Here is a 26,543-nt window from a genome sequence, read left to right on the forward strand (position 1 = left end):
CCACATGATGACCATGCCGGAAATTGAGCGTTGCCTACGACAGCTGCGCCTGTCGGGTGTCCGCGACACGCTGCAGACGCGCGTGCTCCAGGCGCAGGGCGCCAACCAGCCCTTCCTCGAGACCTTCTCCCTTATCCTGCAGGATGAACTGGACCGTCGTCAGTCCCGTCTTATCGAGCGGCGATACCAGCAATCCGGGCTCGACGAAAAGCTGACGCTCGCCGAGTTCGACTGGTCCTTCAATCCCAAACTGCCACGTCAGACCTGCTTCCAGCTCCACACCCTGGCGTTCATTGCCGCTGGCGAGAACGCTCTGCTTGTTGGCAAACCTGGCACCGGGAAGTCGCACATCGCCAAGGCGATTGCCTATCAGGCGATCCTGCAAAGCCACAAGGTCCAGTATCTTGAGACCGACGACTTCTTCCACCGCTACGCCCTGAACTCTCCGGCACAACGCGAGGTCCGGCTGCGAACCATCATCGACTGCGATCTCCTCGTGCTGGACGATCTATTCCTCGCACGCGCCATCCCCGACGACGCCGGCACTTTGCTGCAGACCCTGATCCATCAGCGTTACAAACTGCGCCGCAGCGTCATCGTCACCTCCAATCGCGTCGTGCAGGATTGGGGGGCATACCTTGGGGACAACACTATGAGCACGACGATCCTCGATCGCCTTATGCATCATTGCCATCTGCTTGAGTTCGACGGACGCAGCTATCGGCTCAAAGAAGCCGCTGAAGCTCTTGCCCGGGAAACAAACTCAAACTAACAGTCCCTTGTCCTGCCTCGCGGGTGGAGGAATTTGACTGACCACACCCGGAGGAATTTGAAGTGACCCGCGGGGGAAAAGACGGAGTATCTCATTTCCAGTTGCTTCAGAATGCCCTCCGCCATGAAGCGAAGCTGCTGTATTTCGCCTTCGATCTCATGTTCGCGAATGGAGAAGATCTGCGGAAGCGGCCTCTCCTCGAACGCAAGGAGCGGCTCAAAACCATTCTGCCGCGCCACGGGCTGATCGGTTTTAGCCGCCACCGCAAGGGGAAGGGCAGGAAGTTCTTCGCTGAGGCCGAGCGCGATGGGCTCGAAGGCATCATGGCGAAGCGCATCGACGGTGCATACGCGTCCGGAAGCCGGACTCCGGACTGGCTCAAGATCAAGACCGCGAAGCGCCAGGAGGTCGTCATCGTCGGCTTTACGGCGCCGAGGCGCACCAGGCCTTTCTTCGGTGCCTTAGTTCTTGCTGTCAGGGAGAAGGAGTCCTGGCGGTACATCGGGCATGTGGGAACGGGCTTCAGTCACCAAACGTTGGCGGAGCTTCACTCCAGGCTAACCCGGCTCCAAGTGGCGAAGTCGCCTTTTCCTGCGAAAGTGAAGGATGAGACAGTCACGACCTGGGTGAGACCTTTCTTGGTAGCCGAGGTAAAGTTCGCAGAGTGGACCACCAAGGGTGAACTGCGCCAGCCCGTCTACCTAGGCCTCAGATCCGACAAACAGGCGAAAGACGTCGTGCGCGAACAAGAGCGGCTTCGCTCGATGTGAGTCGTCTTGTCTTCCACTCTTGGCAGCTCGAGGGAACGACGCTCAGGCGGGACCGTTCGAAAGACGTTGCAGAATTTCAGACCGAAAGGAGCGGCTGGTGCGCATACTCTTCGTCGAGTATGACTCGCTGATCCGGGAGCTCGTGGTGGAGGCTCGACGTCATCCACGCCTCGACCGGCGGAGAGGCACTGGCATCGTGCGGGCGAAGCGCCGCCGATGTTCTCATCACCGACGTGCAACTGCTGGGAAGCGTCGATGGATGGCAGATCGCCGAACGCTCAAGCAGGATCCGGGATTGCGGGTTATCTACGCCATCGGCTTTTCGCCGGTCGCGCCTCGTCCGGCGGGAACGTGTTCCTGCGCAAGCCTTTCCCACCGGAGGTAGCCGAAACATGTCCGCTAATTTGTCGCGATTTTGGTAACCCGCGATTGCGAGCATGCCCAAAAGGGCAGTCATGGATGGCATTCCGCGGCTCATGTTAGGCTCCTAATTTTCCAAACGGGGGATCGTGGTTGCGCGAGAGGTCGGAAGCATGGGCCGGCAACTCTCACAACTGTTTGGTCTTTTCCTTCGCGGCCTGGGTGGCATCAGTCCCCGCTTGCCTCATCCGATCGACTGCCTCGGCTCCCATGTCGCTCGCTTCGGCCACGAGCGTATCGGCAGCTTCGCGCAGCGCCTGAGACACGGCGGATCCGCGCCTGCTCAGATCATCCTTCACTTCGTCGCTGACCTCGCCGATGTAGTTGTCTTCCATCTGAGACGTTCGAAATGCGCTCGCAAGTGCTGCGCCTATCGCCAAGCCAACGGCGCCGATTACCAGGGGCTGTTTCTCCATGACGTCGCCGATTGAAGACTGAGCTTTCGCCAAGGTGTCTGCTGTCGGTAGAGGACTTCCCATCTTGGCGAACTGTTCGCGAGCGTAAGCCACGCCTTCGTCGAAGCGGTCGCGGACGCTGTCCGTTGCATCAGACATCGAGCCGGCCGCAGTATCGGCGGCTGTATCTACCGTCCCGCGCGAACCGCTCCCTTCATGATCCATGTCCGGGGCGGTCGGAGGCGCTGCGGTCCGCTGCAAGCCCGAGGCTGCAGCCCGCAGATTGGTCGCACCGGCGTCGACGACGTCTGATGCGACGGTGGCCGCGGATCGCGCAGCCCCCTTCAACTTCGCGTCCCCGACCATCAGCCAAAGTGCTCCGCCGCCGATCAGCGCGGCGGAAAGCGGGTTCTCTCGGGCTGCAGCAAGGAGACTATCAAAAAAGCCGGTTTGCGGGCCGCTCATCGCATCATTCCCTTCACGGTATCTTTGTCCTTTTCAAGCTGCCTTATGGTCTCCCGCGGAGCCAGGCTGCGCGCGTCCAGCCGCTTGATGCCCATGGCAAACAAAGCGCCCGATATGGCAGCGGCGACAATCGTGGAAGTCAGGTAGGCTAATGTTGGCGAACACCCCCCGTTGATCAACGCGGATGCCAGGGCGAACAACGCCATGACGATGGCCGGGATGACAAGGACGGCGCCCCCGGCCAAAAGTCCAAATGCTTTGCCGAGCCTTTGCACCTTTTCGCCAAGTTCGGCCTTCGCCAGGTCGACCTCATTCTGGAAAAGCTTCGTGACCTGAACCAGCGCATCTCCGACAAGGCCCGAAATGTTGCTAAGATCGCTTTTCCCCGTTTCGATGTTGTGCTCGATGCTCATGATGCGCTGCCGTCCTGCGAAGGTGGCTTCTGCTGCTGTCCGGTCGGTGATCCCGTAGAGGTCTGGCCACCGAAGTCCTTGCTCGCATAAGCGGCTCGGCCGCCAGATGAGCCAGCTTCCGCGCCTGTCGCCGAGCCCGTCCGCTGCGCGGTCGAGCTGCCTCCCGAAGCCTTCAGAAACCGTACAGCGGCGAACCCAGCCAAGACAGACAGGCCAAGAAAAGCCGCGGGTTGTCGCTTCGCAAAATCGGTCGCACCGTCGACGAGGTCGCGAAAGCTGCCGTCGCGAACCTTTGCGGCCGCCTCTTCCACATAATCGGCGGCTGAGTTGATACCGCGTGCGGCAAATGGCACGTCAGTTTGGAATGCGCCGGCGGCCTGGCGGAAGGTTCCGGCCAAGCGCTGGATGAAGTCGGCGCTGGTCTGCTGCTGTTCTCGTGTCCGTTCTTGGATCTGGTCGACGGTGCCGCTGGCGACGTTCTTGGCTGCATCGGTGGCTTCGCTGAACTTGTCCCGTGCCATGTCCGCCGATGCCTGCAGGGCTTCTCCGGCGCGCTGCTTTATCTCGGCCCCTGCATCGCCGATCTGTTCCTTCAGACCGATGGAGGAGTTGCTCTTACCTTTGTTGAAGTTGGCCGGCTTGATGACGTCTGAATCGCTCATGGTGTATCTCTCAGGTGCTAGAATTTCGGGAGGGGCTGAACGCCGCGTCGACAACTTCTGCGGCCGCTTCCTTGAGGTTGTCGGCCAGATTCCGGGTCATACGGCTCGCGTGCCGCCCCAGATCGGCTTCACTCACGCTCCTTGTCGCGGCGTCGGCGGCCGACAACGTCGCATCCTTGGCCGTCTCGAAACCGGATTCAGCTGCTTCGCCTGCAGCGCGCTTCAGGCTATCGCTGGCGGGGCCGGCCGTCCGGTCTTCGAACTTCGTTTCCGGCAGGGCCGCCGCGATTATTGCGCCGATGGCGATGCCAAGTCCTCCGATCAGCGCGGCATTATCACCGATAATCTGACGCGCTTGTTCTGGAGCGGCGTTCGCCGAATCCTTGATGGCGTCCATCCCTCTGGTGATGTTGTCACCGATCGCCCCTGCGGCCTCCGTTGCTCGAGCCTTGAGGTCGTCGGCTGATGTCTTGGCCGCATCCATGGCATCGTTGACCGCACCAGCGGCCCGCCCTTGGGACTCGGAGAGTTTCGCCTGCGCCCCACTTTTCGCTTCCTGCACCCTCTCGGCAGTTTCGTCGATAAACCGACTGGCTCCATCCATCACGGGCGACACCGCTTCAGCAGCCCGGTCGCGCACGCTCTTGGAGGTAAGAGCGAGGCCCGCAGTAATCATGAGAAGCGGCAGGGGCACCCCTCGGGCCAATCGCAGCAGCGGCACAGCCACCGCGGTACCCGCGGCGACCGCGCCCAGCGGGTTATTCATCATTTTCTGTTTGAGCTCTTTGACCCAGCCTTGAGCCGTGTCGCTCACATAGTCCGACACTTCCGATTTAATTCGCTGAGGCGTGACCATGTGACGCAGATCCTGCTTCGTGTCGGATAGTCCCTGCTTCAGACGGTCGACCGTGGCCGCCAGCTCCGCCCGGTTACGCTCGGACTCGCGTCGTAGCTCATCCACCGATCGTGTCATGTTCATCCTCTTGGGCTCATTTTTGGACACTGCTTCGAGGACGAACTCGCCTTTGGTTGGATCGTTCCTAGTTGCTCGTCCGGCGCTCTCGCGATCAAGAACGCTCGAAAGCAGGACAAACAGGTCTGGCGAATCCTTCCGCAAAGGCACGGAGGAACGGCCCTGAGTACTCCGCTGAACCGTCCACGTCCGGTTCTATCGCCGCCCACGTCGGCGGCATCGCCGCTTTCCCGGCTTCGCTCTCTTATGTCCCTCAGGTCCGGGAAGCATGGCGGCGGAGATTGGCGGACGACCCGTCTGCAACATGCTCGCCGCCCTCAAGCTGGGCCTTAGTCTCCCGGACAACAAGGAACGGGGCGAGTCTCCCCCTCGCGAGGTGAGCCTCGGCGCGACCAACATGCCCTCCAAGGTGCGATGGACTGCGGCTCCCTCGTGGCGGCGGCCGATCGCGTGCTCTAGGCCGCCAAGGACAGCGACCGCGATCGACTCGTCACGGCGATCGTAGAACTGACCGGCCTCCGGACGCCCTGCGTCCTCATCGACCGCTTTCGGGCCGGCCTGAAGCGGCACTTGCTCTCGTCGGCAGAAACAGGCCCACCATTCAAATGCGGGGTGCTGGGCGTTGTGCGGGCCGGCGGAGCGGTTGCGGGTGGCGATACCGCGCGGATTCGGCTCCCGTCCACATCGTTTCGCGCCTTACCGACTTTAAAAGAACCTGGTGCACAACCCGGCAACCCCATCGCCGAATCGAAACGCGCTCGGTAGTCGGGCGGGCATGGCCGGAAACAAGGTAACGGCGGTACGCTTAGGGCTGGGGAGGCAATCGACAGTCCGGGACTAACCAAGCGGCCGCGCCCAGCCGGCGGTTTCTTTTTTCCTCGATATCACCTTAGGAGGCGTTCGCCCTCGCCCGTTCGCGCGCCTCGCGACGACGTTCGCGGCGTTCGCGGCGCCGCTTGGCACGGTCAGTAGGCTGAGGCAGGGGAGGAAGCTGGTTTGGAGTGACTATCGGAGCCGTAGCCTCCTCGACGAAAGGCGCCTGAATCGGTTCGGGCGCAGCGGGGCGAGCTTCCATGAACTCGAGCACTGCCCTCCCATTGGCCGTGATCTGCCATCCGCCGCTGATGCGTTCGACCAGCCCTTGTGAAAAGATGTCGAGATCCGGAACCCGGGCGGCGAGGCGCTTGGTTCGATCCGCCCATTCGCGGCCACTGGTCGCCAGGATGGCCATGTCGCGCTTGAGGTCTTCCATGAGGGCGAAGCCGTCCGAATAGCTCACCAGGATCTTCAGCACCGTGACCTGGAAATTCACGCCCGCCTCGACCGATCAGCGCCACATCGTGGGTGCGCGCGAAAGGGCATCACGGCCTACCTGCCTGAGTTCTTCCAGCGATACCTCACCTTTGGTAGCAGCCTCCAGTATCTTTGAGGCAACATGGGTACGCGCTCCGATCTCGCGGTGCGAAACGCTCTCGCAAACTTCGTTTAAGACCGCGCGCAATAGCGCAGTAGTTGTCGGATCGAACATGAATGCCCCCAGAGGGAAGACCCCATCACAGCCAACATTTCGCGTGCCGCGATTCAAAAATGTTAACGATTGCGATAGGCCAGTTGGTCTGACCGACCTTTTGGAAATTGGCTCGACGGTGGACTTACCTTGCAATATCGGGCAATTCGTAAGGCTATCTTCGAGATCAGGAAGTCGCGTGTCGAGACCTCACCGAGCCTATAGGCAGGTCGTTCTTTCGATGTCGGTAGTCATGCTCCTGGCAGCTGGCGCCGCGGCCCAGGAGGACAAGAAGACCGACGACGACAAGCCGGCCGATCCGGACACGGGTGAGAGCACCGTGGAGGAAAAGACGCTCGGCATTCTGCCCAATCCGCTGCAGAAGTACGGCGTGAAGTTCGCGGCCACTTACATAGGCGAGGCGTTTGGTAACGCTACCGGCGGCCTGAAACAGGGCGCTATCTACGAAGGTCGCCTCAACCTCGCGGTGGATGTCGACCTGCAGAAGCTCGTCGGCATCGACAAGCTCACTTTTCACGCCAACATGTTCCAGATCCATGGCGACGGTCTATCGCGCAGTAATCTTCAGAACTTCTTCGTCGACAGCGGCATCGAGGCCTTGCCGTCGACGCGACTTTACGAAGCCTATTTCGAGAAGCAATGGGGCGCAAAGAAAGTCTCGTTGAAAGTCGGCCAGCTTGCCGCCGACAGCGAATTCTTCAACACCAAATATACTGACGTGTTCACCAACGCCTCGATGGGTTGGCCCGCGATCACCTCGCTCGATCTTCCCAGCGGCGGACCGTCGCCACCTTTGGCGGCTATGGGCGCAAGGCTGCTGGTCAACGTGACTGACCAACTTTCGCTTCTGGGCGGGATCTTCGACGGCGACCAAGCCGGACCCGGCTCAGGCGACCCGCAGCAGCGCAATCGCTACGGCGTGAATTTTCGCGTCAACGATCCGCCGTTGCTTCTAGGTCAAATTCAGTACGCCTGGAACAACAAGAAGGGCGACCCGAACCTGACCGGCCAGGTCAAGTTGGGCGGCTGGCGCCATTTCGGCTCTTTCGCCGATCAACAGCTCGCGTCTAATGGCGTCTCGTTCGCCGCTCCCGGCACTAGCGCGGAGCCTCTATTGCTGGCAGGAGATATCGGTGGCTGGGCAGTGTTCGAGCAACAGATCTACCGGGTGCCTCACAGCGACGATCGTGGGATCGGTGTCTTCGCAAGGGCCGCTGGCGCGCCCGCCGATCGCAACCTGATCGATCTCTACGCCGATGCCGGCCTCGAGTTCATCGGCCTTCGCGACGACCGGCCCGACGACAAATTCGGGATCGCCGCGGGTTATGCGCATGTCTCAAAACGGGCGCAGGCGCTCGACGCCGACTACCGGACGTTGGTCAATCCAAGCTGGCCGATCCGAAGCTTCGAAGGATTGCTGACGGCCGTCTACCAGTATCAGATCAGGGATGGCTGGACGGTACAGCCGAACTTTCAATACATCGTGCACCCCGGCGGTGGAGCAACATTACCCGTCGGCCCGCTGGCGGGGAAGATTCTCAAGAACGCTTCGGTGTTCGGCCTCAGGACCACACTCAAGTTCTAAGACGACGAGCCCATGAACATCGTGGCGACCATGCCAACGATGCAGAGAGCCATCGCGGCGGTCGCCGCCCAGCCCAACCAGTACAAGGGCCCGGTGACGACAAGCTTGCCCATGACCTTCGGTCGCCGGACGAGCACCATCAGAAGGACCATCACAGGCGCGGCCAGCACTCCGTTGACCACAGCGCTCCAATAGAGGGCTTTGATCGGATCAATCGGGGTGAAGTTGAGCCCGATACCGCAGAACCCCGAAAGTGCCAGCACGGAGTAGAACGCGATGGCCTCCTTCGGCTTACGGGACAGACCGACCTTCCAGCGACGCCCTTCGCCAATGGCGTATGCAGTTGAGCCGGCCAGGACAGGGATCGCCAACAGTCCGGTCCCGACGATGCCGAGCGCGAAGATGAGCTCGGCGAAAGGACCTGCGATCGGCTTCAAGGCTTCCGCCGCTTGCGCCGAACTTTCGATGTCGGTCTTGCCCTGGGCGTGAAGCGTCGCCGCGGTCGTCACGATGATGGAAAGCGCGATGAGGTTTGAGAAGGCCATGCCGATCATCGTGTCCAGCCGGATACGCCGGAATTCTTCCGGTGCGTCAGACGAATCCTTCTTTAAAGGCTTCTTGTCTGCGTCGATTCGCTGCTCCTCGGCTTCTTGCGACGACTGCCAGACGAAGAGATAAGGCGATATCGTCGTGCCGAGAATGGCGACGAGCGTCGTCAAAAACGCAGCGTCCCAGCTTACGCGGGGGATTAGGACGCCCTTCAGCGCCTCCTCCCAAGGCACCTTTACGACGGCGAGAGCGATCACGTAGGCGAACAAGCTAAGCGTCAACCACTTCAGCACGGACACGTACCGGTCGTAATTGAAGAAGATTTGGGCGAGGACCGACAGAGTGCCGAACAGCACCACGTAGGCGATGCCGGGACCTCCGATCAAAAGCTTCAGCGCGTCCGCCATCGCGCCGAGATCGGCGGCGATGTTGATCGTATTGGCGACGAAAAGCAGTCCCACCAGACTCCAGACCCAAGCTGCGCCGAAGTTCCGGCATACATTCCCCGCGATGCCGTGGCCGGTCACTCGCCCTATCCGTCCGGAGATCTCCTGGATCGCAGCCATGAGGGGGTAAGAGAGCAGCATGGTCCAACCGATGCCGAACCCAAGCTGCGCGCCGGCCTGGCTGTAGGTGCCTATCCCGGACGGATCATCGTCGGACGCGCCGGTGATGAGGCCTGGTCCCAGCGTCGAGAGAAAGTTGCGGACGCGGAACGTCTTTCGCCTCTGAACCTTCGGTTCGATCGCCGCATCCATTCGAATGGTTCTCCAAACATTCTGGGACAGTCTCTCATGCGCAGAACTAAGTCATCAAAGTGCTCGCCCGCCCCGGGCGCTCGGCCAAGGAGGGAGGAGCGAAGGCTGCTAGTGTCCGCGTCGCTCCGGGTAAGGGTAGGTTCCGAACGGCGCCTGATAACGGGCTGGAACCCCCGACGTTCCTTGGCCGGGAGCGGCGAGATCTGCTTGCGGACTTGCTGGTAAGGGCGGCCTGATAGTGTCACGATGTGCTATCGACAAATCCGGGGGTGTGTCATGCGATCGCAGGTCCGGCTTCCCGATCCTCGCCGCCGTCTTCATCACGGAGCAGTTCGCCGACCGCCAGACTGCCGCGCCTGACTTCCTGCGCGAAAAACTTGCCATTCAGAACCTTGCTGAGGTGATGTCCGACCATCCGGATGAGGTGCTGCCCCGGCTGGTCAAACTCGGCATGGAAATCTGCGGGGCTCACTCCGCCGGCATCAGCATCTTCGAGCCGGAAGTCGGCCAGTTCCGCTGGTACGCGCTCGCGGGCGAACTGGCGACCTTCGACGGCGCGACGACTCCGCGGAATTTCAGCCCCTGCGGGGTCTGCCTCGATCTGGCCCAGCCCATCCTCATGGAACATCCAGAACGTGCCTACGACTGGATCCGAGACGCGGGAATCACGGTGCCCGAGGTGCTGCTCGTCCCATTGACCATGAAGGGGGCGGACGCGGCTTCAGCAAGCCGGTGCAGACCATATTACGCTGATGAAAGGGGAACGGCGTCGACGGCGATGCCACCCGGACCTTGAAAAGATGCCGCTCGGCACACGCATCGTACGCGGTCGTCGAGCTGACGGGCCTGCGGACGCCCTGCGTGCTCATCGATCGCTTCAGGACCGGCCTAAAAAGGCAGGTCGTGTGCCGATAAAAACGGACCCTGCATTCAGATGCGGCGTCATGGACGTGGTGCGAGCGGGCGGACAAGTGGCAGAGTCATCCTGCCTGATGGATATCAAAAACGCTTCCTTCGCTATAGCCCCGTGGCAAGCCGGAGGAACCAAGCCGCTACACCTCCGTTGGAGCTGGCTTTTGAGGACAGGTCCATGACGAAGGGTGACGAACTCCACTACGGCGCTCCCCGGAACGCAGTCCATCTCTGCGTCGACATGCAGCGGATGTTCGCGGGAGGTACGGATTGGACGATGCCGTGGCTGCCGCGCGTCCTGCCGAACGTCGTCGCGATCACCTCCGCCCATCCCGAGCGGACAATCTTCACGCGCTTCATCCCGGCGCAAAGCCCAGGCCAGGGCGCCGGCATGTGGCGGCGCTACTACGAACGCTGGAGTTCGATGACTATCGACCGGCTCGGGCCGGAAATGGTCGATCTGGTGCAGGAGCTCGCCCGCTTCGTCCCGCCCGCGCGCACTTTCGACAAGTACGTCTACTCGCCTTGGACAGGGAGCGGCCTGCATGCGCAACTTCGCGAAGCCGGCGTCGAAACCGTCATCGTCACAGGCGGCGAAACCGACGTTTGCGTCCTCGCAACCGTATTGGGCGCGGTCGACTGGGGCTTCCGCGTGATCCTCGTCGCCGATGCGCTTTGCAGCTCGGCAGACGAGACGCATGATTCCATGATGAAGATCTACATGAACCGGTTCGGCCAGCAGGTGGAGTGCGTCACGACCGAAACGCTTCTCGCCAACTGGCCGGCCGACGGCCGGGCTAGGTCCCTCTGATGAACCGTTCCTACGTCGTGCAGATCCTCGTGCCGAAGGAGACCGGCAAGGGCGAGCCGGTTTCCAAGGAATGGTTCGACAAATTCCTGCAGAAGCTGACCGACGAGTTCGGCGGGGCTACCAGCTACATCCGGGCCCCTGCAAAGGGCCTGTGGCGCAGCGGCGACACGACCGAGCGCGACGATATCGCGGTCGTCGAGGTCATGGCCGCGAAGCTCGCACCAGAATTCTGGCGGTCCCTCCGCGAGCGGCTCGAACGAGAGCTCTCGCAGGAGGAGATCGTCATCCGCGCCCAGGAAATCATAGCTCTTTGAAGCCTTAGGAAGCGCGCGCCAAGTTTGCCGATCGGATCCAATCAAGAGGAACGCCATGGGATCACCAATGACATCAAGACGCTCCATGCTCCGGTGGAGTTCTTCGCATTTTGACTGCGGACATCGCAGCCGTATCAGGATGGCTGCGATGGAATGCTCGGATCGAAAACGTCGTGAAGTGCACATTTTGAGTAATTTGAGCCGATTCTCTCGCCCTGCGAATTTAATCTTCGATAGCGAAACCGTTTCTGGACTATGGTAGTCTGTGTTCTATCACAGCCCGGTCCGTGGCTTTTATCTGTGATGAGAACGCCGGTAGCGCTCCCGCCTTCCTCGAAGGATAGGAGCGCGCCATGGCAAGTCGGCGTCGTTTCAAGCAAACAAGATCGCTCAAAGATCGGCTCGCGTCGTTCGCCAAGGATGCGCGAGAAAAGGCGTCGTCTCTCCCGCCTGGCGCAGAGAAAGACGAGCTGCTTCGCAAGGCGGGACAGGCCGACACCACGGCCCGCGCTGCGATCTGGATCAATTCGCCTGGCTTGCAGCCGCCGAAATAACGTGAAGGATTATCAAGCCTCCATTGAAAAGCTTCGCAAGGATGCTGCCGAGGCGGCGCTGATCCGCGACTCGGCTATGGATGAAGCAAAACGTGAAGTATTCAATCGTCTATGGGAGCACCTCAATCGTCTCGCTGATGAAGTTGAGCAGGCGCTCCGAAAGGGGCAGACATAAGAGAAAAGGATCTACCTAAAAAAGCCTCCTGCTCAAAAGGAGCCCGAGGGGCTGAACGACTTTCGAGAGTTGGCCCGCGAGGGCATCGAGGAGCAGCGCGAGCAAGCGCAACAAGGCTTCCGGCGAGTTCATAGGCGTCAAAAAGCCCGCGAAGGGCAAGAAGGCTGCCAAAAAAATACAAGGGCGTGCGGGTCGAGAAGAAGGCCGCGAAAAGAAGAAGGCGCGACGATAGGAACGGACGACACAGGCGCCGGTTGAGCGCAACAACTCTGGAGGTTCGCCGTGAAAATAGTCCCGTTGATAACAGCAGGCCTGATCGTCCTTTCGACTGCCGGTGCCTCGGCGCAATCAGGCGGCGCTCCGAGCGGACGAGGAGCGGTGACCGGTGATCCCGCGGCCAGCTCGACAGCGCCGAACGCGGATCCGCGCAGCACGACTGGCATGTCACCAGGCTCGCGCAGCGGTAGCGGCACGTCCACGTCCGGCGGGAAGGATGACAACGGCGATCAGGGGCGAGACAGAATGCCGGACAGCAATATGGCAGTAAGGCCGCAGAGCGATCAGCCGCAAAAGCCGCACTGACCCCCGATAGGAACGAGGCTGACACCCAGCCGTTGGTTCCTTGAGGTGCTGGCATCTCCGCCCCCTGAGATGTCGGTACTGAGAGCCCCGTGGCGCCGCCGCTGCGGGGCTTGTCTTTTAAGGAGCCTACGATGAGTGACCGTACAGGCAATGAACCTTCGCCGTTGATTATTTTCGGCATCGCGATCGTCCCCATCATTGCGGTACTGGCGTGGTTCGCTTTCTGATCGCGACATTCAGCCCCACTCGGGCGCTAAATCGCGCGAGGCACCTATGAAGATCGACCTACCTGGTGAGTTCTCACATTATGCGCAGATGACATCGTCCGCTCAGCAATTCTACAAAGAGGCGGCGGCCTGCCGCGAAGAGGCATCTCGAAGCCTCAACGCTGTCGATCGCGAGGGCTGGGCAAAGCTTGCCCGCGAATAGGCGGAACTCGCGCTCGCGGCGGAGCGTGGCCAGATTTTCCGTCGGCGGTAGGGTGGCTGCATCCCAAGGACGTGCTACTTGCTGGATTGAGCTTCCGAGCGCAGCCCTTTCAAGGCGCCGATGGCCGTAAGCGATGCCGCCGGGATTCTAGCGTCGTGGGCGAATTTCGCGAGTGTCGTGAATGCTGCCTCGCCGGATTCGAGGATTGCGACGCGTGCTTCCGAGCCCGCCTCGTCCGATAATTAGGCGCTCGTCTCATGCCCCGCTGCGCTGGGTGTGCCGACCTTCCTTGACCTCTTCCACGATCTTGGCGCAGAAGGCCTCGAGATCGCCCGGGTTGCGCGAGGTGATGATGCCCTGGTCAACGACGACCTCTGCATCTTCCCACTTCGCACCGGCATTCGCGACGTCTGTCTTAATCGACCTAAAGGACGTCATCTTGCGACCTCTTGCGATTCCGGTCTCAATGAGAAGCCATGGGGCGTGGCAGACGGCCGCCACGACCTTCTTGGCATCGAAGATATCCTTGATGAACTTCAGCGCCTTGGGCTCGACGCGCAGGAGATCCGGATTGATCTGCCCGCCAGGCAATACGATCGCGTCGTAGTCGGCGGCCGACGCCTCGTCGAGCGTCTTGTCGACCTTCACGGGCCGACCCCAATCCTTCTGGTCCCAGCCCTTGATCTCGCCGGCGGCGAGCGACACCACATCGACCGTCGCGCCAGCTTGCTTCAGGCGCTCTTGCGGCACTTCCAACTCGGCCTGCTCGAAACCGTTCGTGGCGAGAATGGCGATCTTTTTGCCGGTCAGATCCATGGGTCCAATCCTTCATTTCGGGGTTTCCTCCAACAATCGATCGTCTCGAGCGTCGTTCCTGAAAAGCTGGATCGGGCGGGAATTATGACCCGACCGTCGCGGCGACGGTAGAATTGAAAGCAGCAGGAGAGTTTCGCATGGCCGACAGGTTCCACGGCAAGGTCGTTGCAGTCACTGAAGGGGCTTCCGGCATCGGAGAAGCGACAGCGCGCCGCTTCGTTACGGAGGGCGCGAAAGGCGCTGGTCGACCGCGAGGAAGCCTCACTCGAAAAGGTGGCCAGAGCCTGCCTGCCGACCAGGTCATGGTTCAGACGGACGACGTGTCGGATTCGCGTGCCGTCGATGGAATGGTCGCGGCCGTCGTCCGCCCCTTCGGACGGCTAGACGTCATCGTGAACAACGCCGGCGTCCGTGAAGATCCCGCTTCAATCACTGACGAGAAATGGCGGAAGGTCATGTCGACCGACATCGATGGCGTGTTTTATGGCTGCCGCGCGTCGCTGCCCACCTCGAAAAGACCAGGGGCGCGATCGTCAACACGGCGTCGGTCTCTGGGATCGGCGGCGATTGGGGCATGAGCCCATACAACGCGGCGAAGGGCGTCGTGGTCAATCTGACGCGTGCCCTCGCCCTGGACCTCGGCAAGAGGGGCATCCGCGTGAACGCGGTCTGTCCCAGCTTGACGGGAACCGGCATGACGGAAGATATGATGGACGACAAGAAGCTGCTGGCAAAGTTCGCCGAGCGGATCTCGTTGGGTGGCGTCTGCGAACCGCAGGAAGTCGCCGCGGTCATCGTGTTCCTGGCAAGCGACGACGCGAGCTTCATGACCAGTGCCAACGTCGCGGTCGACGGGGGCGTATCCGCCTCCAATGGACAACCGCCTCAGGAATAGCCGTCGAGCGTCGTCCACCGTTCTACTTTGCGAGCGCCGTGTCGTCGAAGCGTGCGTAGAGGGTGCTCGGTCCTGGGTACACTTCGACGCACCCGGCCTCCCGCAGCGAATGTTCGGTAAATCCGCCGCAGAGGACGCCGATCGTCGGGATTCCGGCCTTGCGGGCCGCGATGGCATCGTACGGCGTGTCGCCAATCGCGACCGCTTCGGCTCCTTCGATGTCTAGCTTCTTTAGCACGACCTCAAAGATGTCCGGGGCTGGTTTGGATTCGTCGACGTCTTCTGAGGACGTCGCGACGTCTACCAGACCTGAGATGGCCGCGATGTCGAGGTACTTCTTCAGTTCATCCTTCTTCGCCGAGGAAGCCACGGCGATGCGGAGACCGGTCTCGCGGACGCGCTGCAGGAGTTTCGGAACAGCCGAGAAGGAACGGACAAGGGGCAGATAAGTCGACTTGAACCAATTGCCGCGCCACTCCTCCAGATCTCTGCCGTGTTCATTCTGCTGTTGCTCGGACAGAAAAACGGGAATCAGCTTATCGCCGCCTTTCCCGATCTGGCTGCGCACTTGCTCGAAGGTGACGTCGTGACCGAACTTGACCATCGCTTCTTGCCAAGCGAGCGCGTGGAGATCGACCGAGTCCAGAAGCGTGCCGTCAAGATCGAAAATGGCTGCTTTAGGCAATTCGAGATCCTCCATGACTAAAACTATCGAGCGACACGTACCACTCGGCGTAGCGTGTGTTCTTCACCCATGCGCCGGTTGAGGTCTGGAGCGCCGTCGTTCCAACATAAGGTCCACGGTCGCCCAGCGCGCGCTTGGCATCGTCGACGGCTCGACGCGCGGCGGATTCCGCATTCGGATCCGACGACGGCCTCGCGTCTCGATCGCTCCGGATCTCGTTCCGCTGAATTGGCGGAGCCCGGTCCTACCCTTCCTTCAACGCCGACTTGACCTCACGCACCGGCCAGCTTTCGCCCCCGCGATCACGCGGACCTTTGCGTCTCCGCCGACCAGCATATGAGAACTCAGATCATCGTCGGCCGGCATGACGACGATTTCCGTCTCGGGCTTCGAGTTCAGCGCCAGATCGAGATCGCCGGGGAAATTCGCCAGCGCGAGCCATCCTCAAGCTCGACGAGGTGGCTCTCGGAGTGCGATCTGATCTTCATGGCGCGGCCCAGAGGTGCCCCGCGCTACTTCTGCCCCGATGGAGCCTGGGCGTTCGAATTATTCGGGTTTTGCTTATTGGCTTCGTGATGTCCGACCGCGCATCCCGCCGCAGCGCCAAGTTTGCCATGGCCCGCCATGTGGCCAGCGACGCCGCCAACGATGGCGCCCTTGATACATCCTTTGGCTTCCGCCGGTGAAGCCAGCGCGAGCACGGACAGGCAGGTGATGGCCAAGATTGTTCTCATGATCGTTCTCCGATTTGGCGACGTTCGGAGAATCAAGTCGCATGGGGGATCGTCGTTCCGCTCGGGCAGCCGATGGTCGCTGATTGCACGGTTCGCAGCACCGGAACCTCCCATTCGTGCCTCGCTGGGGAAATTCCTGAATCCCGAGATCCGGTTTTCCTCAGGGCGGCGGACTCGGAAGTCGCCACGCGCGCGCGGCAAAAGGCCGGCACAGAGTCTGGGGCTTGGACGGTGGCGCTGCGATCCTCTCCGAGTCGAAGCGGCCCCGTGCGTGCTCCCGAGAAAAAGGGAACCTTAACCCACCGGTCGCAACGTCATCTCAACGCCGACGGGCGAACCACAGTCCCAACACGAAGGCCGTCAGCCCGGACGATTTCGTCATCGCTGCGGTTTCGCTGGCGTCCATGCCGTCCTCCTACGTCTGACAAAGCAAGCGTCTTGGGACCCACCGGTTCCTGGCCGACTTGCGTTATCCCCGGCGCTTGGTTTCTTTACGGTCGCTTCCACTGCCTGCTTGCCCGGCCCTCGCAAGAGGAGGGGGTGCGAGCAATCGACCGCGAATAAGAACTGTCGATTGCGGCTCTCGGACGTTGACGGAACGTGCGGCGGTCGAGGCAAGAGACTGGACCGGCCCGCTGCCGCGAGCGTCGGCCGTCATCGTTGTTGAGGAATTTTGAGCGCTCCGCGACGCCGATCGCTTAACGTGCCTAGCCTAGGCAGATAGCCGCACGACATTGGCCGCCACGATCTTGCGATAGTTGTCAATCACGTGACCCGAATGCCCGCCTTGAATGAGAATGTTGCGGGCTTCCGCCATCGCGTTGACCTTTTCGTTCGCCATCAGGAACATCTCTTCAGATGTGCCTTTCCCGGCCGCGATAAGCTTCAGGCGCATGTCGATGACCTGCATGGCGTCCATCATCAGCGTCAGGGCGGGATACCAGAAAAGCATATTAGAACTCCGGGCCCAGATGTTGAGCCGATTGGCCATAAGTCCCTAACCAAGCATACGGCAAACCGGTTGTTCCTAAGTCAGGCCTGGCACTCCGGGACGGCATTCTTGGGCGCGAGCTCCGAGCGGCCATCCAGGCACGTGGCCATCATCAGGAACGACACGTGCCGCTCTCCATTATCGGATGGAGGGAAACGTGGTGTCATCATCGAAAGCCGACCGATTCACGAGCAAGGCGGAGGAATGTCGTCACCTGGCGGCACGGGCCGGAAGCGAAGTGGACAAGAACGCCTGGCTTCGGCTCGCTGAGGAGTGGGAAAGGCTTGCCGAGCATGCGTCTGAGGGACGAGGTATCTTCGACAGGTACGAATAGCTCAGGAATGGTCTGTCAGACATGGAGCACCTTGGTCGCCTATCGTAGACTGCTCGGGCTATCGACGATGGGAGGCATCATGTCGCGGCGCTCATCATGAGCGCCGTAGCCGTGCCAGGGAGTGGTGGGCGAGGTCGGGCCAAAGCAGCGCCCGCGCTGCGGATCGGTACGGCCGGGTGGAGCATCGATAAACGCTATGCCGACGGACTTCCAGCATCAGGAAGTAATCTCGAACGCTATGCGCGACGTCTAAACGCCGTCGAGATCAATTCCTCGTTCCGAAGAAGGCACAAACCAAGCACATACGAGCGCTGGGCGAGTTCGGTGCCTGAAGAGTTCAGGTTCTCTGTGAAGCTCCCGGAAGAAATCACTCACGATCGGGGCCTGGTCGGCTGCGATGAAATCCTGAAAATCTTTGCGGCTGAAACTGCGGGCTTGGGATCGAAACTCGGGACGTGGCTCATTCAGCTGCCGCCGAAGCTCGCATTCGACGCGAAGACATTCGACAGCTTCTTCGACTTGGTCAATGGATGCAGCGATGCCATGGTCGCGATCGAGCCGCGGAATGCCACTTGGTTCACTGAGGAAGTCGAAAGCAGATTGATTGAACGACGCATCGCGCGGGTGGCAGCGGATCCCGCTAGGGTGCCGGGCTCCGGAGAGCCTGGTGGTTGGCGGGGTCTGGCCTATTTCCGTTGGCATGGGTCCCCCCGCATGTACTATTCCGACTACGACCGCCAGGCCCTTTTCTCACTGGGGCGGCGTCTCGAAAGCGCTCGCCTTTGGGGAGCCGAGACGTGGTGCATCTTCGACAATACGGCGGCTGGGGCCGCATTGGGAAATGCTCTGGAGCTATCGTAGCTGTGGCGATGTTTCAGAGCCCGGGACCAGGCAACCCGTTCCAGAACGACCAAAGAGCCAAATGAATCAACCGACGGGCAAGGAACAGGCTGTTTCGTAGGGACTTTCCCATGTCGGAGCTGCCGCGGCTTTCGCGAGCGCCTAGGGAGGTCGCATGAACAAGCTGGTCAGCTCCGTAGGCAGACGAGACATCGCAGATGGCGGCCTTGTTCGCGTTCGCGGAGCTCGAGAGCATAACCTCAAGGACGTCTCGGTCGAGATTCCTCGCAATGCGCTCGTGGTGTTTACCGGCGTCTCCGGATCCGGAAAATCGTCCTTGGCTTTCGGGACGCTGTATGCAGAGGCCCAGCGTCGCTACCTCGAGTCAGTCTCCCCGTATGCCCGACGGCTTTTTCACCAGATGGCAGTGCCCGAGGTGGATTCAGTAGAGGGGTTACCACCCGCGGTGGCATTGCAGCAGCAGCGCGGCTCGCCGACCACGAGGTCGTCCGTCGGCAGTGTGACCACGTTGTCCAATCTGCTGCGTATGCTCTACTCGCGCGCCGGCGACTATCCGCGCAAGCAGCCCTTGCTTTATGCGGAGTCGTTCTCGCCGAACACGCCCGAGGGCGCCTGTCCCACCTGCCATGGCATCGGCCGGATCCATGAGGTCAGCGAACGCACGCTTGTGCCCGACGACTCCCTCACCATCCGGGAGCGGGCCGTGGCGGCATGGCCGACCGCCTGGCAGGGCCAGAACCTCCGGGACATCCTGGTGACCCTTGGCTACGACGTGGACCGGCCATGGCGCGAGCTTCCGAAGCGGGATCGTGACTGGATCTTGTTCACTGATGAACAGCCGACCGTGCCGGTCTACGCCGGTTACACCGCAGCCGAGACGAAGCGGGCTCTGAAGCGCAAGGAGGAGCCGAGCTACCAAGGCACCTTCACGGGAGCCCGAAAATATGTCCTGCAGACCTTCGCCACGACGCAGAGCGCAATGATGAAGCGACGGGTATCGCGGTTTCTTTCGAGCTCGGACTGCCCTGTCTGCAAGGGTAAGCGGTTGAAGCCGGAGGCTCTGTCGGTCACCTTCGCCGGGATGGACATTGCTGACATCTCGCGATTGCCGCTCAAAGGCTTTAACGAACTTCTGCGATCGCATGCGCTCAGTGGGGGCGCCGCCTCCGGCGACCATCCCGAAAAGGTTTTGGTGGTCCGGCGGATCGTCGAGGACATGCTCGCGCGCCTTGACGTATTGCTCGATCTCGGGCTCGGTTATCTGACGTCGGAACGTAGCACACCGACGCTGTCCCCGGGCGAATTGCAAAGGCTGCGCCTGGCGACGCAGGTTCGATCAAATCTGTTCGGTGTCGTGTACGTACTGGACGAGCCTTCGGCTGGTCTGCATCCGGCGGATACCGAGGCGCTGCTGCGCGCGTTGGACCGTCTCAAGGCTGCCGGCAATTCGCTGTTCGTCGTCGAACACGAGCTTGACGTTGTCAGGCGAGCGGACTGGATTGTCGACGTCGGGCCGGGCGCCGGAGAGCACGGCGGCCAGATCCTGTACAGCGGACCGCTGTCGGGCCTCGCCGACGTGAAGGCGTCGCGAACGCGATTATATTTGTTTGGTGAGGCCGAGAAGCGCATCAGAAAAACGCGTTCAGCAGCCAATTGGTTGAAATTGCGGGGAGTGGCCCGTAACAATCTTGATAGCGTCGACGTGGACATTCCCCTTGGCGTGTTCACATGCGTCACTGGAATATCAGGATCGGGAAAATCCAGTCTCATAAGCCAGTTCCTGGTGGACACGATCAGCGGCGGCCTGGGCCAGCGCGTGGACGTCATCGACGATGACGACGGTCTCGAAGCCCCGATTGAGACCCTGGGTGGGGAGATCACCGAAGGGTTCGACCAGATCAAGCGTCTCGTCGTTGTCGACCAGAAGCCGATCGGGCGCACGCCCCGGTCGAACCTTGCAACCTACACAGGCCTGCTGGACCACGTCCGCAAGCTCTTTGCATCCACGAAGCAGGCGCGCGTCAGGCACTACGATGCCGGCAGGTTTTCGTTCAACGTCGCGAAAGGGCGATGCGAAACCTGCCAAGGTGAGGGCTTCGTCTGTGTCGAGTTGCTCTTCCTTCCCAGCGTTTATGCGCCTTGCCCGACCTGCAAGGGCGCTCGCTACAACGCCAAGACGCTGGAGATCAAGATTCGCGGCAATTCGATCGCCGACGTGCTTAGAATGACCGTCGACGGAGCGTTTGAGTTCTTCTCCGCCGACGAGTCGTTGCGGCGATCGCTGGGTGTCCTCAGCGAGGTCGGCTTGGGCTATATCCGGCTTGGCCAGTCTGCCACGGAGCTGTCGGGAGGGGAGGCGCAGCGTGTCAAGCTTGCCACCGAACTACAGCGGGCTCAGCGAGGGGGTACGATCTATGTTCTGGACGAGCCGACGACAGGGCTGCATCCGTCGGACGTGGCGAAGCTGATGAAGCAACTTGGCGGGCTCGTTGAGGCTGGAAACACCGTCGTCGTCGTCGAACACGACATGTCTGTCGCCGCGGGCAGTGACTGGATCATCGACATCGGCCCGGGGGCCGGCGACGAGGGCGGCAAGATTGTTGCGGTAGGTACGCCGGAGCAGGTTGCAGCCGGCTCTCGAAGTCGAACGGCGCGGTATCTCGCTGATTGCATCGGCGGCTCGCTCGATCGATCTTGAAAGGGTGTGGGTTCGGGCTTAGAGGTCTTACCTGCCTGCGGCTTCATTTGGTGGAAGAGAAAGCGTGGGCGTGTCCAGCGAACTCCCGCAAGAGCCAATGTGAGCGCGGTATATTGGGCTATCGCCGTGGACCGCGCGGCTTCGAGGTGCTGCTGGTTCACCCTGGCGGTCCATTCTGGCGCAACATGGACGAGGGCGCTTGGTCGATACCGAAAGGAGAGATCGACGGTTCGGCCGAAGAGAGGGCCCATCGCGAATTTGCCGAAGAGCTCGGCCCCGCAACCACGATCGGCTCGCTAGAAGGTCTGGGAGGGGTCCAGCAGCGCGGGGCAAGCGCGTAATCGCCTTTTACGGTGAGGTAGACTTCGATGCGACAACGCTATCGAGCAACACCTCGAGATCGAGTGGCCGCTCAGGAGCGGCCGGCGCCAGTCCTTTCCGGAGATGGACCGCGCTGAATGGCCCGATCTGGAAACTGCGAGGTCGAGGATTCTGTCCGGCCAGGCTGAACTCATTGATAGGCTCGCCGCAGCGTCATGGCGCTCTACTAACTATAGTGTCCGTTGCAGTCCGTTCGACTGGCGACGCCGAGGGCTTCAAGACCATCGCGATCATCCTGGCGCACGCGGCGCGGGTTGGGCCAAGCGCGGCGGCGCTCATCCTAATCTCGGCCACCGGCAGGAAGCTCAAGGATTCTTCTCAACAGCGTCGGATTCTCAAGGACCGCGCGCATTTCCAGCTTGTCGAACCAAGCGAGGACATCGTCCAAACTTTCACATCGCGCGACCTTGGCGGTTGCGGTTGCAAGGGGCACGTCGACGGGCCCAAACCGGCGAGAGCTTGCAGGTGATTGCGAGCCCAAATGCTCGGCCAGCAATTCCGGATCCCGGCTAAGCTGGCGTAGAGCCCCGGCCATTTCGGTGGGCTCAGCTGCGGCGAGCTCGTTCGCGCGGAGCACAACGGCAGGCGGCTCGTTGATCTCCGGCGTGGCAAATACTCCTGGCGCGCTCAATTGCAATGAAGTCATAATGCCCAAAGGGATCGAAAGCAGGAGCCCCAGCACGACCGGCGACATCCAGAGAAGCAGAGGCAAAGAGACGGAATAAGCGCAGACCGATAGGACGAGACCGCAGAGTGTCGGCCCGGCGAGCTTTCGATAGACTTCGCCGCGGGCGAGCTGTCCATCGCCTCGGCGCTGCACTTGCCAACCTGCGTCTCGGCCAGCGAGAATTTCCATGACGGCCTTGGTCTGGAGGATCATCATGCAGGGAGCAAGCAATGCCGCCACAAACGCCTCGCAAACGACCCCCGCCAGAACACGACCGCTTCCTGCAAATCCGGTCCGCTCGTCACGATTGCTGATCAGCACCAGATAAGCCAGCAGCTTCGGCAGGATCAGAAGTCCCATTGTCGCGGCAAAGACCCAGGCCGCAAGCACCGGGTCCTGTTGCGGCCAGGTGGGAAACAAACTGAAGCCCTTCGGAAAGTATTCCGGCCGGATGAAGTGCGCCTGCAGTGAAATGAGCAGACCGACCAACAGGAACAGAAGCCAAAGCGGCGCCGTCACGTAGGATCCGATGCCGGTGAGCAGATGTAGCCTCGAGACCCAGTGCAGCCCGCGCGCGGGCAGGACCGCGAGATGCTGGAGGTTACCCTGGCACCAGCGACGGTCTCTCCCCGCAAAGTCCAGCAGCGACGGTGGAACCTCTTCGAAGCTGCCGCGAACGGCTGGGACCATATAGATCGCCCAGCCGGCGCGGCGCATCAACGCGGCCTCGACGAAATCATGGCTGAGGATGTGTCCGCCGAAAGGTTTGCGACCGCGCAGCTCGGGCAGTCCGGCCTCCGCAGCGAAGGCCTTGAGCCGGATGATGGCGTTGTGGCCCCAATAGTTGCCGTCGCCATCGTGCCACCAGGCATTGCCCGCCGTGATGAGGGGGCCATACACACGCCCAGCAAATTGCTGCAGCCTGCTGAACAAGGTACGCGCGTTGACGATGACGGGCTGCGTCTGGATCAGCGCGCAAGAGGGGGTGCGTTCCATTGCGTGCACGAGGCGAACGATCGTATCACCCTCCATCAGGCTGTCCGCATCGAGGACGATCATGTGATCATAGGCCGCGCCAAACCTGGTGACCCAGTCGGCGATGTTGCCGGACTTCCGCGCGGTATTGTCGGAGCGGTGTCGGTAGTACAGCTGATCTCCACCGCAGGCGCGGCGTAGCTCGATGAAGGCCATCTCTTCGCTGATCCAGATGTCCGGGTCGGTCGTATCGCTCAGCAAGAACCAGTCGAATTGTTCGCCATATCCGGTCGCGTCGATGGATTCGTACATCGCGCGCAGCCGCGCCATGACATGATGCGGATCCTCGTTATAGGTCGGCAACAGCATCGCGGTGCGCGAGGTGACGTGAGGCAGCGGGCCTGTCGTGTCGATCGGCAGATTGGGCTGCCGGCGCGTCAGCAGCACGAAAAATCCGGCGAGGGCGGACATGAACGAGAATGCGACCCAGGCGAGCAGCACGAGGAACAGACCAAGCAGCAGCGCCTCGAGAAATGTCACACCGCCGACTTTCACCACGTCGTACATGCCGTAGCCGCCCGCAAGCGTCAGCAAGGCCGTCCCGACGAAGATGAAGAGACGGCGAACGATCAAAGTGGCCCCGCGATGGACCGACGATTGCCTGACTTCAGCCGCGCGGCCCAGCCGACACGGCAGCATCGAGAGCTGGCTTTCTTGCGGCAAGAACGGGCGGGTGGGGGCGCTTCGCAGCGGCGCCTGCGACTGCTTCAGGGCGTCCATCGATAGATCCATACTTCCGAGACCGGCGCATCATTCTGCGCCAGGAAGGCACGTAGCTCGATGGACGCCTGCCCCTTGACCGAACATTGGAAGCTCAGACGCCATCCGCCGGTCACGGGATTTGGTTGCGTGACGATGTTGCTGATGTCGGCTTTTTCAGCGGTCACCACCCCTTTGATGGCTTTGGGATCAACGCCTTTGAGGTGGTCGCCCATCAGTTCCAGGACGAACAGCTTGCTGTCGTCTCCCCGGCTGCCGATTCCCGTTCTGGTAAATCGTGCGAGCGCGTCGGCTTTCGGCGCGTCCGTGCCCCAGTGCAATCGATAGGTAAAGATGTGTTCGCTCTTTGCCGTCAGGGGCTGCTTCGGCTGCCAGAGTGCGGCGATATTGTCGTGGACTTCCTCCTTGGTCGGAATCTCGAACAGCTTGACCGCCCCTTCGCCCCAATCGCCGATCGGTTCGAACCAGAGGCTCGGGCGCGTTTCGAAACTGGATTCCAGATCCTGATAAGCGAGATAATTCCTTTCCCGCTGCATGAGGCCGAAGCCGCCCGGATTGACGTCGGCAAAACTGCTGACCTGCAGATCGTGCGGATTGTTGAGCGGTCGCCAGAGTTGTTCACCTCTGCCGTTGAAGATCGAAAGTCCATCCGAATCGTGGACGGCGGGGCGGAAATCGTCGAAATCCTTTCGATCGTTCGGACCGAAGAAGAACATGCTGGTCATCGGCGCGAGCCCGGCGTGCTCGAGGTCGACCCGCGGATAGAGCGCCATCTCGACGTCGAAAACCGTGGTTTGGCCAGGCCGAATGGTGAAACGGTAGCTTGCGGCCGCGCTCTTGCTGTCGAGCAGCGCGTGGACCACCATCGAGGAGGCATTCGGCGCCGGCTTCTCCAGCCAGAAAGCCTTGAACACCGGGAACTCTTCGCCTTTGCTTTCGCCGGTATCGATCGCGAGCCCCCGCGCCGACAGACCATAGGTCTGTCCTTTCGCAACGGCCCGGAAGTAGCTTGCGCCGAGGAATACGCAAAGTTCGTCGTAATAATCCGGTTTGTTGATCGGGGCGTGCACGCGGAAGCCGGCGAATCCAAGGTCCTTATCCGGCCATTGTCCGAGGCCCTCGCCGAAGGAAAAGTCATCGCGCCGGTACGAGACCGGTGTGACGCTCCTGTCCACCACCTGAAAGATGTCGACCCTGTTCTTGTAAAAGAAGCCGCGGTGGAAAAATTGAACTTCGAATGGCAGCTTTTCTGCGCGCCACAGCGCCTTTTCGGGAGCGAAGCGAATAGACCGGTATTGGTCGTAGTCGAGATTTTTCAGTGCATCCGGCAGCTTCTCGTCCGGAGCCGCGAATGGCTTGGTCGCAAGCGCACGAGCAAGCTCGCGCACATAGGACGGGCTGAACGTGAGGGCGGTTCCGGACTGAGCGTCCGCTGCCCGCGGCAGTACAGCTGCAGCTGAAACAGCTACTGATCCACGAAGAAGTTGTCGGCGATTCACGTTTGCTCCTCCGGTTTCGAAGCGAGGGAGCAACTGCCGCTGTTCCCTGGAGTTCCGTGCGGAAGACCACGATTTGGCCGGCAGAATGGCTGAAATGGGCCAGCCACGGGGCCACGGGGAATGCTGCGCAATTGCCGTCCTTATCAGCCGAAGAGCGCGCGCAGCCCCGACACGACAGCTGCGGAGGCCGCAAACGACACAGCAAGCAACGTCCAACCCGAACGTGCGGTCTCGTTGGCTATCTGACGCACAAGCGTGTGTATCCGCCTCAGCATTCCTCGCCTGCAGGTCGCACGAAATAGGCTATGCCAACGCCCCGTCAACTCCTCGGCCCGGGCATCGAAACATCGTTCGACGCCAACTCGGATTGATCACGAAAGTTTCTACTTTTCCCGATTGACCGAAACGCCTGACGGCGACAGCTGCGACGTTTTGAAGACGCATCCAAAAATGTCTTCGGCGAGCCATTGGCCGGTCTAGGTTCGCCGCCCCGCCCCGGCTGAGCGCGATCCTGATGCAGTTTGCGGTCGTCCCGTTCGACTTCGGGATGCGGGGCCGGGCATGCCTGCATGATCGAGCTTTGCTTCGGACTACCATCCGCCGAATAATTCGTGACGATCCATCGCCACCCTTGGTTCAGCCGGCTTTCGGAACGCACGATGCAGACGGGAAGCGCGGCGCTCGGCGACGCGACCCATTGGGGTCGTCGCAGGTTTCACGGCCTGACTATCTCGCGGCATCATCGCGAGTGCGTGCCGCGGATCTTCACGCTGCTCGACCTCGGCCGGACCGGAAGCCGTCGCCACGAGCGCGCTCGCCGTGTCGAAGACGATCTTTTCAGGGAGGTTTCGCGCTGAGCGGATCCGGATGATGCTTCGGTCTACGTCGATCGCGGACGAGCGCCCGGCGGGCGCGGGCAGATATCGGTCGGCTGCCAAGAGCAGACCGAAAAGCACGCTGCCGACGAAAACGAAATATCTGGCGACCGGCATGACCCCCCGCTGATCGAGCCCGACTTCGAACTCCACGTCACAACGGGAAATTTCGGCAATCGTTCCTTCCATGCGGTGCCCTCACGGGCAAAGTCCGTTTGACAATCCAGGAAACAGTGGCAATTTTCGCTCAGACCAGTAGCGATGCCGATGCTCGCCGAAGCAGCG

24 protein-coding genes and 3 pseudogenes are annotated in these 26,543 nt (G+C 61.2%); 12 read left to right on the forward strand and 15 right to left on the reverse strand.

Going from position 1 to position 26,543, the window contains the following annotated elements:
* Positions 1 to 4: 4 nt before the first annotated feature.
* Together istB and J4G43_RS02925 are read left to right on the forward strand one after the other, a co-directional pair.
* Positions 5 to 772 (forward strand): IS21-like element IS1631 family helper ATPase IstB, encoded by a 768-nt coding sequence (gene istB, locus J4G43_RS02920; protein WP_038952109.1) that lies wholly within the window; start codon positions 5 to 7, stop codon positions 770 to 772.
* A gap of 59 nt (positions 773 to 831) precedes the next feature.
* Positions 832 to 1,542 (forward strand): annotated as a pseudogene (locus J4G43_RS02925) (ATP dependent DNA ligase); the annotation flags it as partial.
* A gap of 385 nt (positions 1,543 to 1,927) precedes the next feature.
* On the opposite strand, the pseudogene J4G43_RS56500 reads toward J4G43_RS02925, so the two are convergent.
* The 7 genes and pseudogenes from J4G43_RS56500 to J4G43_RS02955 all read right to left on the reverse strand — a co-directional run.
* A pseudogene (locus J4G43_RS56500) lies at positions 1,928 to 2,020 on the reverse strand (YidB family protein); the annotation flags it as partial.
* 70 nt (positions 2,021 to 2,090) lie between these two features.
* On the reverse strand, positions 2,091 to 2,822 hold the full coding sequence (locus J4G43_RS02930) for a hypothetical protein (RefSeq protein ID WP_028150875.1): 732 nt from the start codon (positions 2,820 to 2,822) through the stop codon (positions 2,091 to 2,093).
* Positions 2,819 to 3,235: a phage holin family protein gene (locus J4G43_RS02935; RefSeq protein WP_208083964.1), complete on the reverse strand. Its 417-nt coding sequence runs from the start codon at positions 3,233 to 3,235 to the stop codon at positions 2,819 to 2,821. The genes J4G43_RS02930 and J4G43_RS02935 overlap by 4 nt, the downstream gene beginning before the upstream one ends.
* A complete protein-coding gene (locus J4G43_RS02940; RefSeq protein WP_028150873.1) occupies positions 3,232 to 3,897 on the reverse strand; it encodes a hypothetical protein in 666 nt (221 codons plus the stop codon). The genes J4G43_RS02935 and J4G43_RS02940 overlap by 4 nt, the downstream gene beginning before the upstream one ends.
* Before the next feature lie 10 nt (positions 3,898 to 3,907).
* A complete protein-coding gene (locus J4G43_RS02945) occupies positions 3,908 to 4,870 on the reverse strand; it encodes a DUF3618 domain-containing protein (protein ID WP_028150872.1) in 963 nt (320 codons plus the stop codon).
* Between the two features lie 889 nt (positions 4,871 to 5,759).
* A complete protein-coding gene (locus J4G43_RS02950) occupies positions 5,760 to 6,182 on the reverse strand; it encodes a hypothetical protein (protein WP_028150871.1) in 423 nt (140 codons plus the stop codon).
* A 15-nt stretch (positions 6,183 to 6,197) separates the two neighbouring features.
* Entirely contained in the window at positions 6,198 to 6,398 is a 201-nt protein-coding gene (locus J4G43_RS02955) for a hypothetical protein (RefSeq protein WP_080677642.1), read from the reverse strand.
* Between J4G43_RS02955 and J4G43_RS02960 the strand changes: the two genes are divergently transcribed.
* Positions 6,397 to 7,983, forward strand: coding sequence for a carbohydrate porin (locus J4G43_RS02960; protein WP_224517661.1), 1,587 nt, complete (start codon positions 6,397 to 6,399; stop codon positions 7,981 to 7,983). The two genes, J4G43_RS02955 and J4G43_RS02960, sit on opposite strands and share 2 nt — an antisense overlap.
* Here J4G43_RS02960 and J4G43_RS02965 read toward each other — a convergent pair.
* Positions 7,980 to 9,290, reverse strand: coding sequence for an NRAMP family divalent metal transporter (locus J4G43_RS02965; RefSeq protein ID WP_028150869.1), 1,311 nt, complete (start codon positions 9,288 to 9,290; stop codon positions 7,980 to 7,982). The two genes, J4G43_RS02960 and J4G43_RS02965, sit on opposite strands and share 4 nt — an antisense overlap.
* Positions 9,291 to 9,561: 271 nt before the next feature.
* Between J4G43_RS02965 and J4G43_RS02970 the strand changes: the two genes are divergently transcribed.
* From J4G43_RS02970 to J4G43_RS02995, 5 genes are all read left to right on the forward strand, one after another.
* Complete coding sequence (locus J4G43_RS02970; protein WP_208083965.1) at positions 9,562 to 10,086, forward strand: hypothetical protein; 525 nt, start codon at positions 9,562 to 9,564, stop codon at positions 10,084 to 10,086.
* A gap of 294 nt (positions 10,087 to 10,380) precedes the next feature.
* On the forward strand, positions 10,381 to 11,013 hold the full coding sequence (locus J4G43_RS02975; protein ID WP_049831794.1) for a cysteine hydrolase family protein: 633 nt from the start codon (positions 10,381 to 10,383) through the stop codon (positions 11,011 to 11,013).
* Complete coding sequence (locus J4G43_RS02980; protein ID WP_028150867.1) at positions 11,013 to 11,327, forward strand: hypothetical protein; 315 nt, start codon at positions 11,013 to 11,015, stop codon at positions 11,325 to 11,327. Before J4G43_RS02975 ends, J4G43_RS02980 begins: the two co-directional genes overlap by 1 nt.
* Before the next feature lie 555 nt (positions 11,328 to 11,882).
* Positions 11,883 to 12,056 (forward strand): hypothetical protein, encoded by a 174-nt coding sequence (locus J4G43_RS02990; RefSeq protein WP_165448183.1) that lies wholly within the window; start codon positions 11,883 to 11,885, stop codon positions 12,054 to 12,056.
* Between the two features lie 855 nt (positions 12,057 to 12,911).
* Positions 12,912 to 13,067 (forward strand): hypothetical protein, encoded by a 156-nt coding sequence (locus J4G43_RS02995; RefSeq protein WP_155257887.1) that lies wholly within the window; start codon positions 12,912 to 12,914, stop codon positions 13,065 to 13,067.
* 255 nt (positions 13,068 to 13,322) lie between these two features.
* Here the strand turns inward: J4G43_RS02995 and J4G43_RS03000 are convergent, their stop codons facing one another.
* Positions 13,323 to 13,883 carry a type 1 glutamine amidotransferase domain-containing protein gene (locus J4G43_RS03000; protein WP_028150865.1) on the reverse strand — a complete coding sequence of 187 codons (561 nt, stop codon included), beginning with the start codon at positions 13,881 to 13,883 and terminating at the stop codon, positions 13,323 to 13,325.
* A gap of 137 nt (positions 13,884 to 14,020) precedes the next feature.
* On the opposite strand from J4G43_RS03000, the pseudogene J4G43_RS55825 reads away from it, so the two are divergent.
* Positions 14,021 to 14,778 (forward strand): annotated as a pseudogene (locus tag J4G43_RS55825) (SDR family NAD(P)-dependent oxidoreductase).
* A 22-nt stretch (positions 14,779 to 14,800) separates the two neighbouring features.
* Here the strand turns inward: J4G43_RS55825 and J4G43_RS03010 are convergent.
* The 3 genes from J4G43_RS03010 to J4G43_RS03020 all read right to left on the reverse strand — a co-directional run bounded on the left by J4G43_RS03010 (position 14,801) and on the right by J4G43_RS03020 (position 17,149).
* The gene (locus J4G43_RS03010) at positions 14,801 to 15,478 is read right to left on the reverse strand and encodes an HAD family hydrolase (RefSeq protein ID WP_049831793.1); all 678 of its coding nucleotides are present in this window, start codon (positions 15,476 to 15,478) and stop codon (positions 14,801 to 14,803) included.
* Positions 15,479 to 15,975: 497 nt separating this feature from the next.
* A complete protein-coding gene (locus tag J4G43_RS03015) occupies positions 15,976 to 16,197 on the reverse strand; it encodes a hypothetical protein (RefSeq protein ID WP_080677640.1) in 222 nt (73 codons plus the stop codon).
* Between the two features lie 712 nt (positions 16,198 to 16,909).
* Positions 16,910 to 17,149: a hypothetical protein gene (locus J4G43_RS03020; protein ID WP_049831792.1), complete on the reverse strand. Its 240-nt coding sequence runs from the start codon at positions 17,147 to 17,149 to the stop codon at positions 16,910 to 16,912.
* 469 nt (positions 17,150 to 17,618) lie between these two features.
* Between J4G43_RS03020 and J4G43_RS03025 the strand changes: the two genes are divergently transcribed.
* From J4G43_RS03025 to J4G43_RS55580, 3 genes are all read left to right on the forward strand, one after another.
* The gene (locus J4G43_RS03025; RefSeq protein WP_049831791.1) at positions 17,619 to 18,383 is read left to right on the forward strand and encodes a DUF72 domain-containing protein; all 765 of its coding nucleotides are present in this window, start codon (positions 17,619 to 17,621) and stop codon (positions 18,381 to 18,383) included.
* A gap of 154 nt (positions 18,384 to 18,537) precedes the next feature.
* Entirely contained in the window at positions 18,538 to 21,081 is a 2,544-nt protein-coding gene (gene uvrA / locus J4G43_RS03030; protein WP_049831790.1) for an excinuclease ABC subunit UvrA, read from the forward strand.
* A 113-nt stretch (positions 21,082 to 21,194) separates the two neighbouring features.
* A complete protein-coding gene (locus J4G43_RS55580) occupies positions 21,195 to 21,422 on the forward strand; it encodes an NUDIX domain-containing protein (RefSeq protein ID WP_312016861.1) in 228 nt (75 codons plus the stop codon).
* Between the two features lie 320 nt (positions 21,423 to 21,742).
* Here the strand turns inward: J4G43_RS55580 and mdoH are convergent, their stop codons facing one another.
* The 3 genes from mdoH to J4G43_RS03050 all read right to left on the reverse strand — a co-directional run bounded on the left by mdoH (position 21,743) and on the right by J4G43_RS03050 (position 26,447).
* Positions 21,743 to 23,884 carry a glucans biosynthesis glucosyltransferase MdoH gene (gene mdoH / locus J4G43_RS03040; RefSeq protein WP_028150859.1) on the reverse strand — a complete coding sequence of 714 codons (2,142 nt, stop codon included), beginning with the start codon at positions 23,882 to 23,884 and terminating at the stop codon, positions 21,743 to 21,745.
* Entirely contained in the window at positions 23,872 to 25,383 is a 1,512-nt protein-coding gene (locus tag J4G43_RS03045) for a glucan biosynthesis protein G (RefSeq protein ID WP_028150858.1), read from the reverse strand. The genes mdoH and J4G43_RS03045 overlap by 13 nt, the downstream gene beginning before the upstream one ends.
* Before the next feature lie 590 nt (positions 25,384 to 25,973).
* On the reverse strand, positions 25,974 to 26,447 hold the full coding sequence (locus J4G43_RS03050; protein ID WP_028150857.1) for a hypothetical protein: 474 nt from the start codon (positions 26,445 to 26,447) through the stop codon (positions 25,974 to 25,976).
* Positions 26,448 to 26,543: the final 96 nt, after the last annotated feature.

It is taken from the genome of Bradyrhizobium barranii subsp. barranii (genome assembly GCF_017565645.3).
GTDB classification, from domain to species: domain Bacteria; phylum Pseudomonadota; class Alphaproteobacteria; order Rhizobiales; family Xanthobacteraceae; genus Bradyrhizobium; species Bradyrhizobium barranii.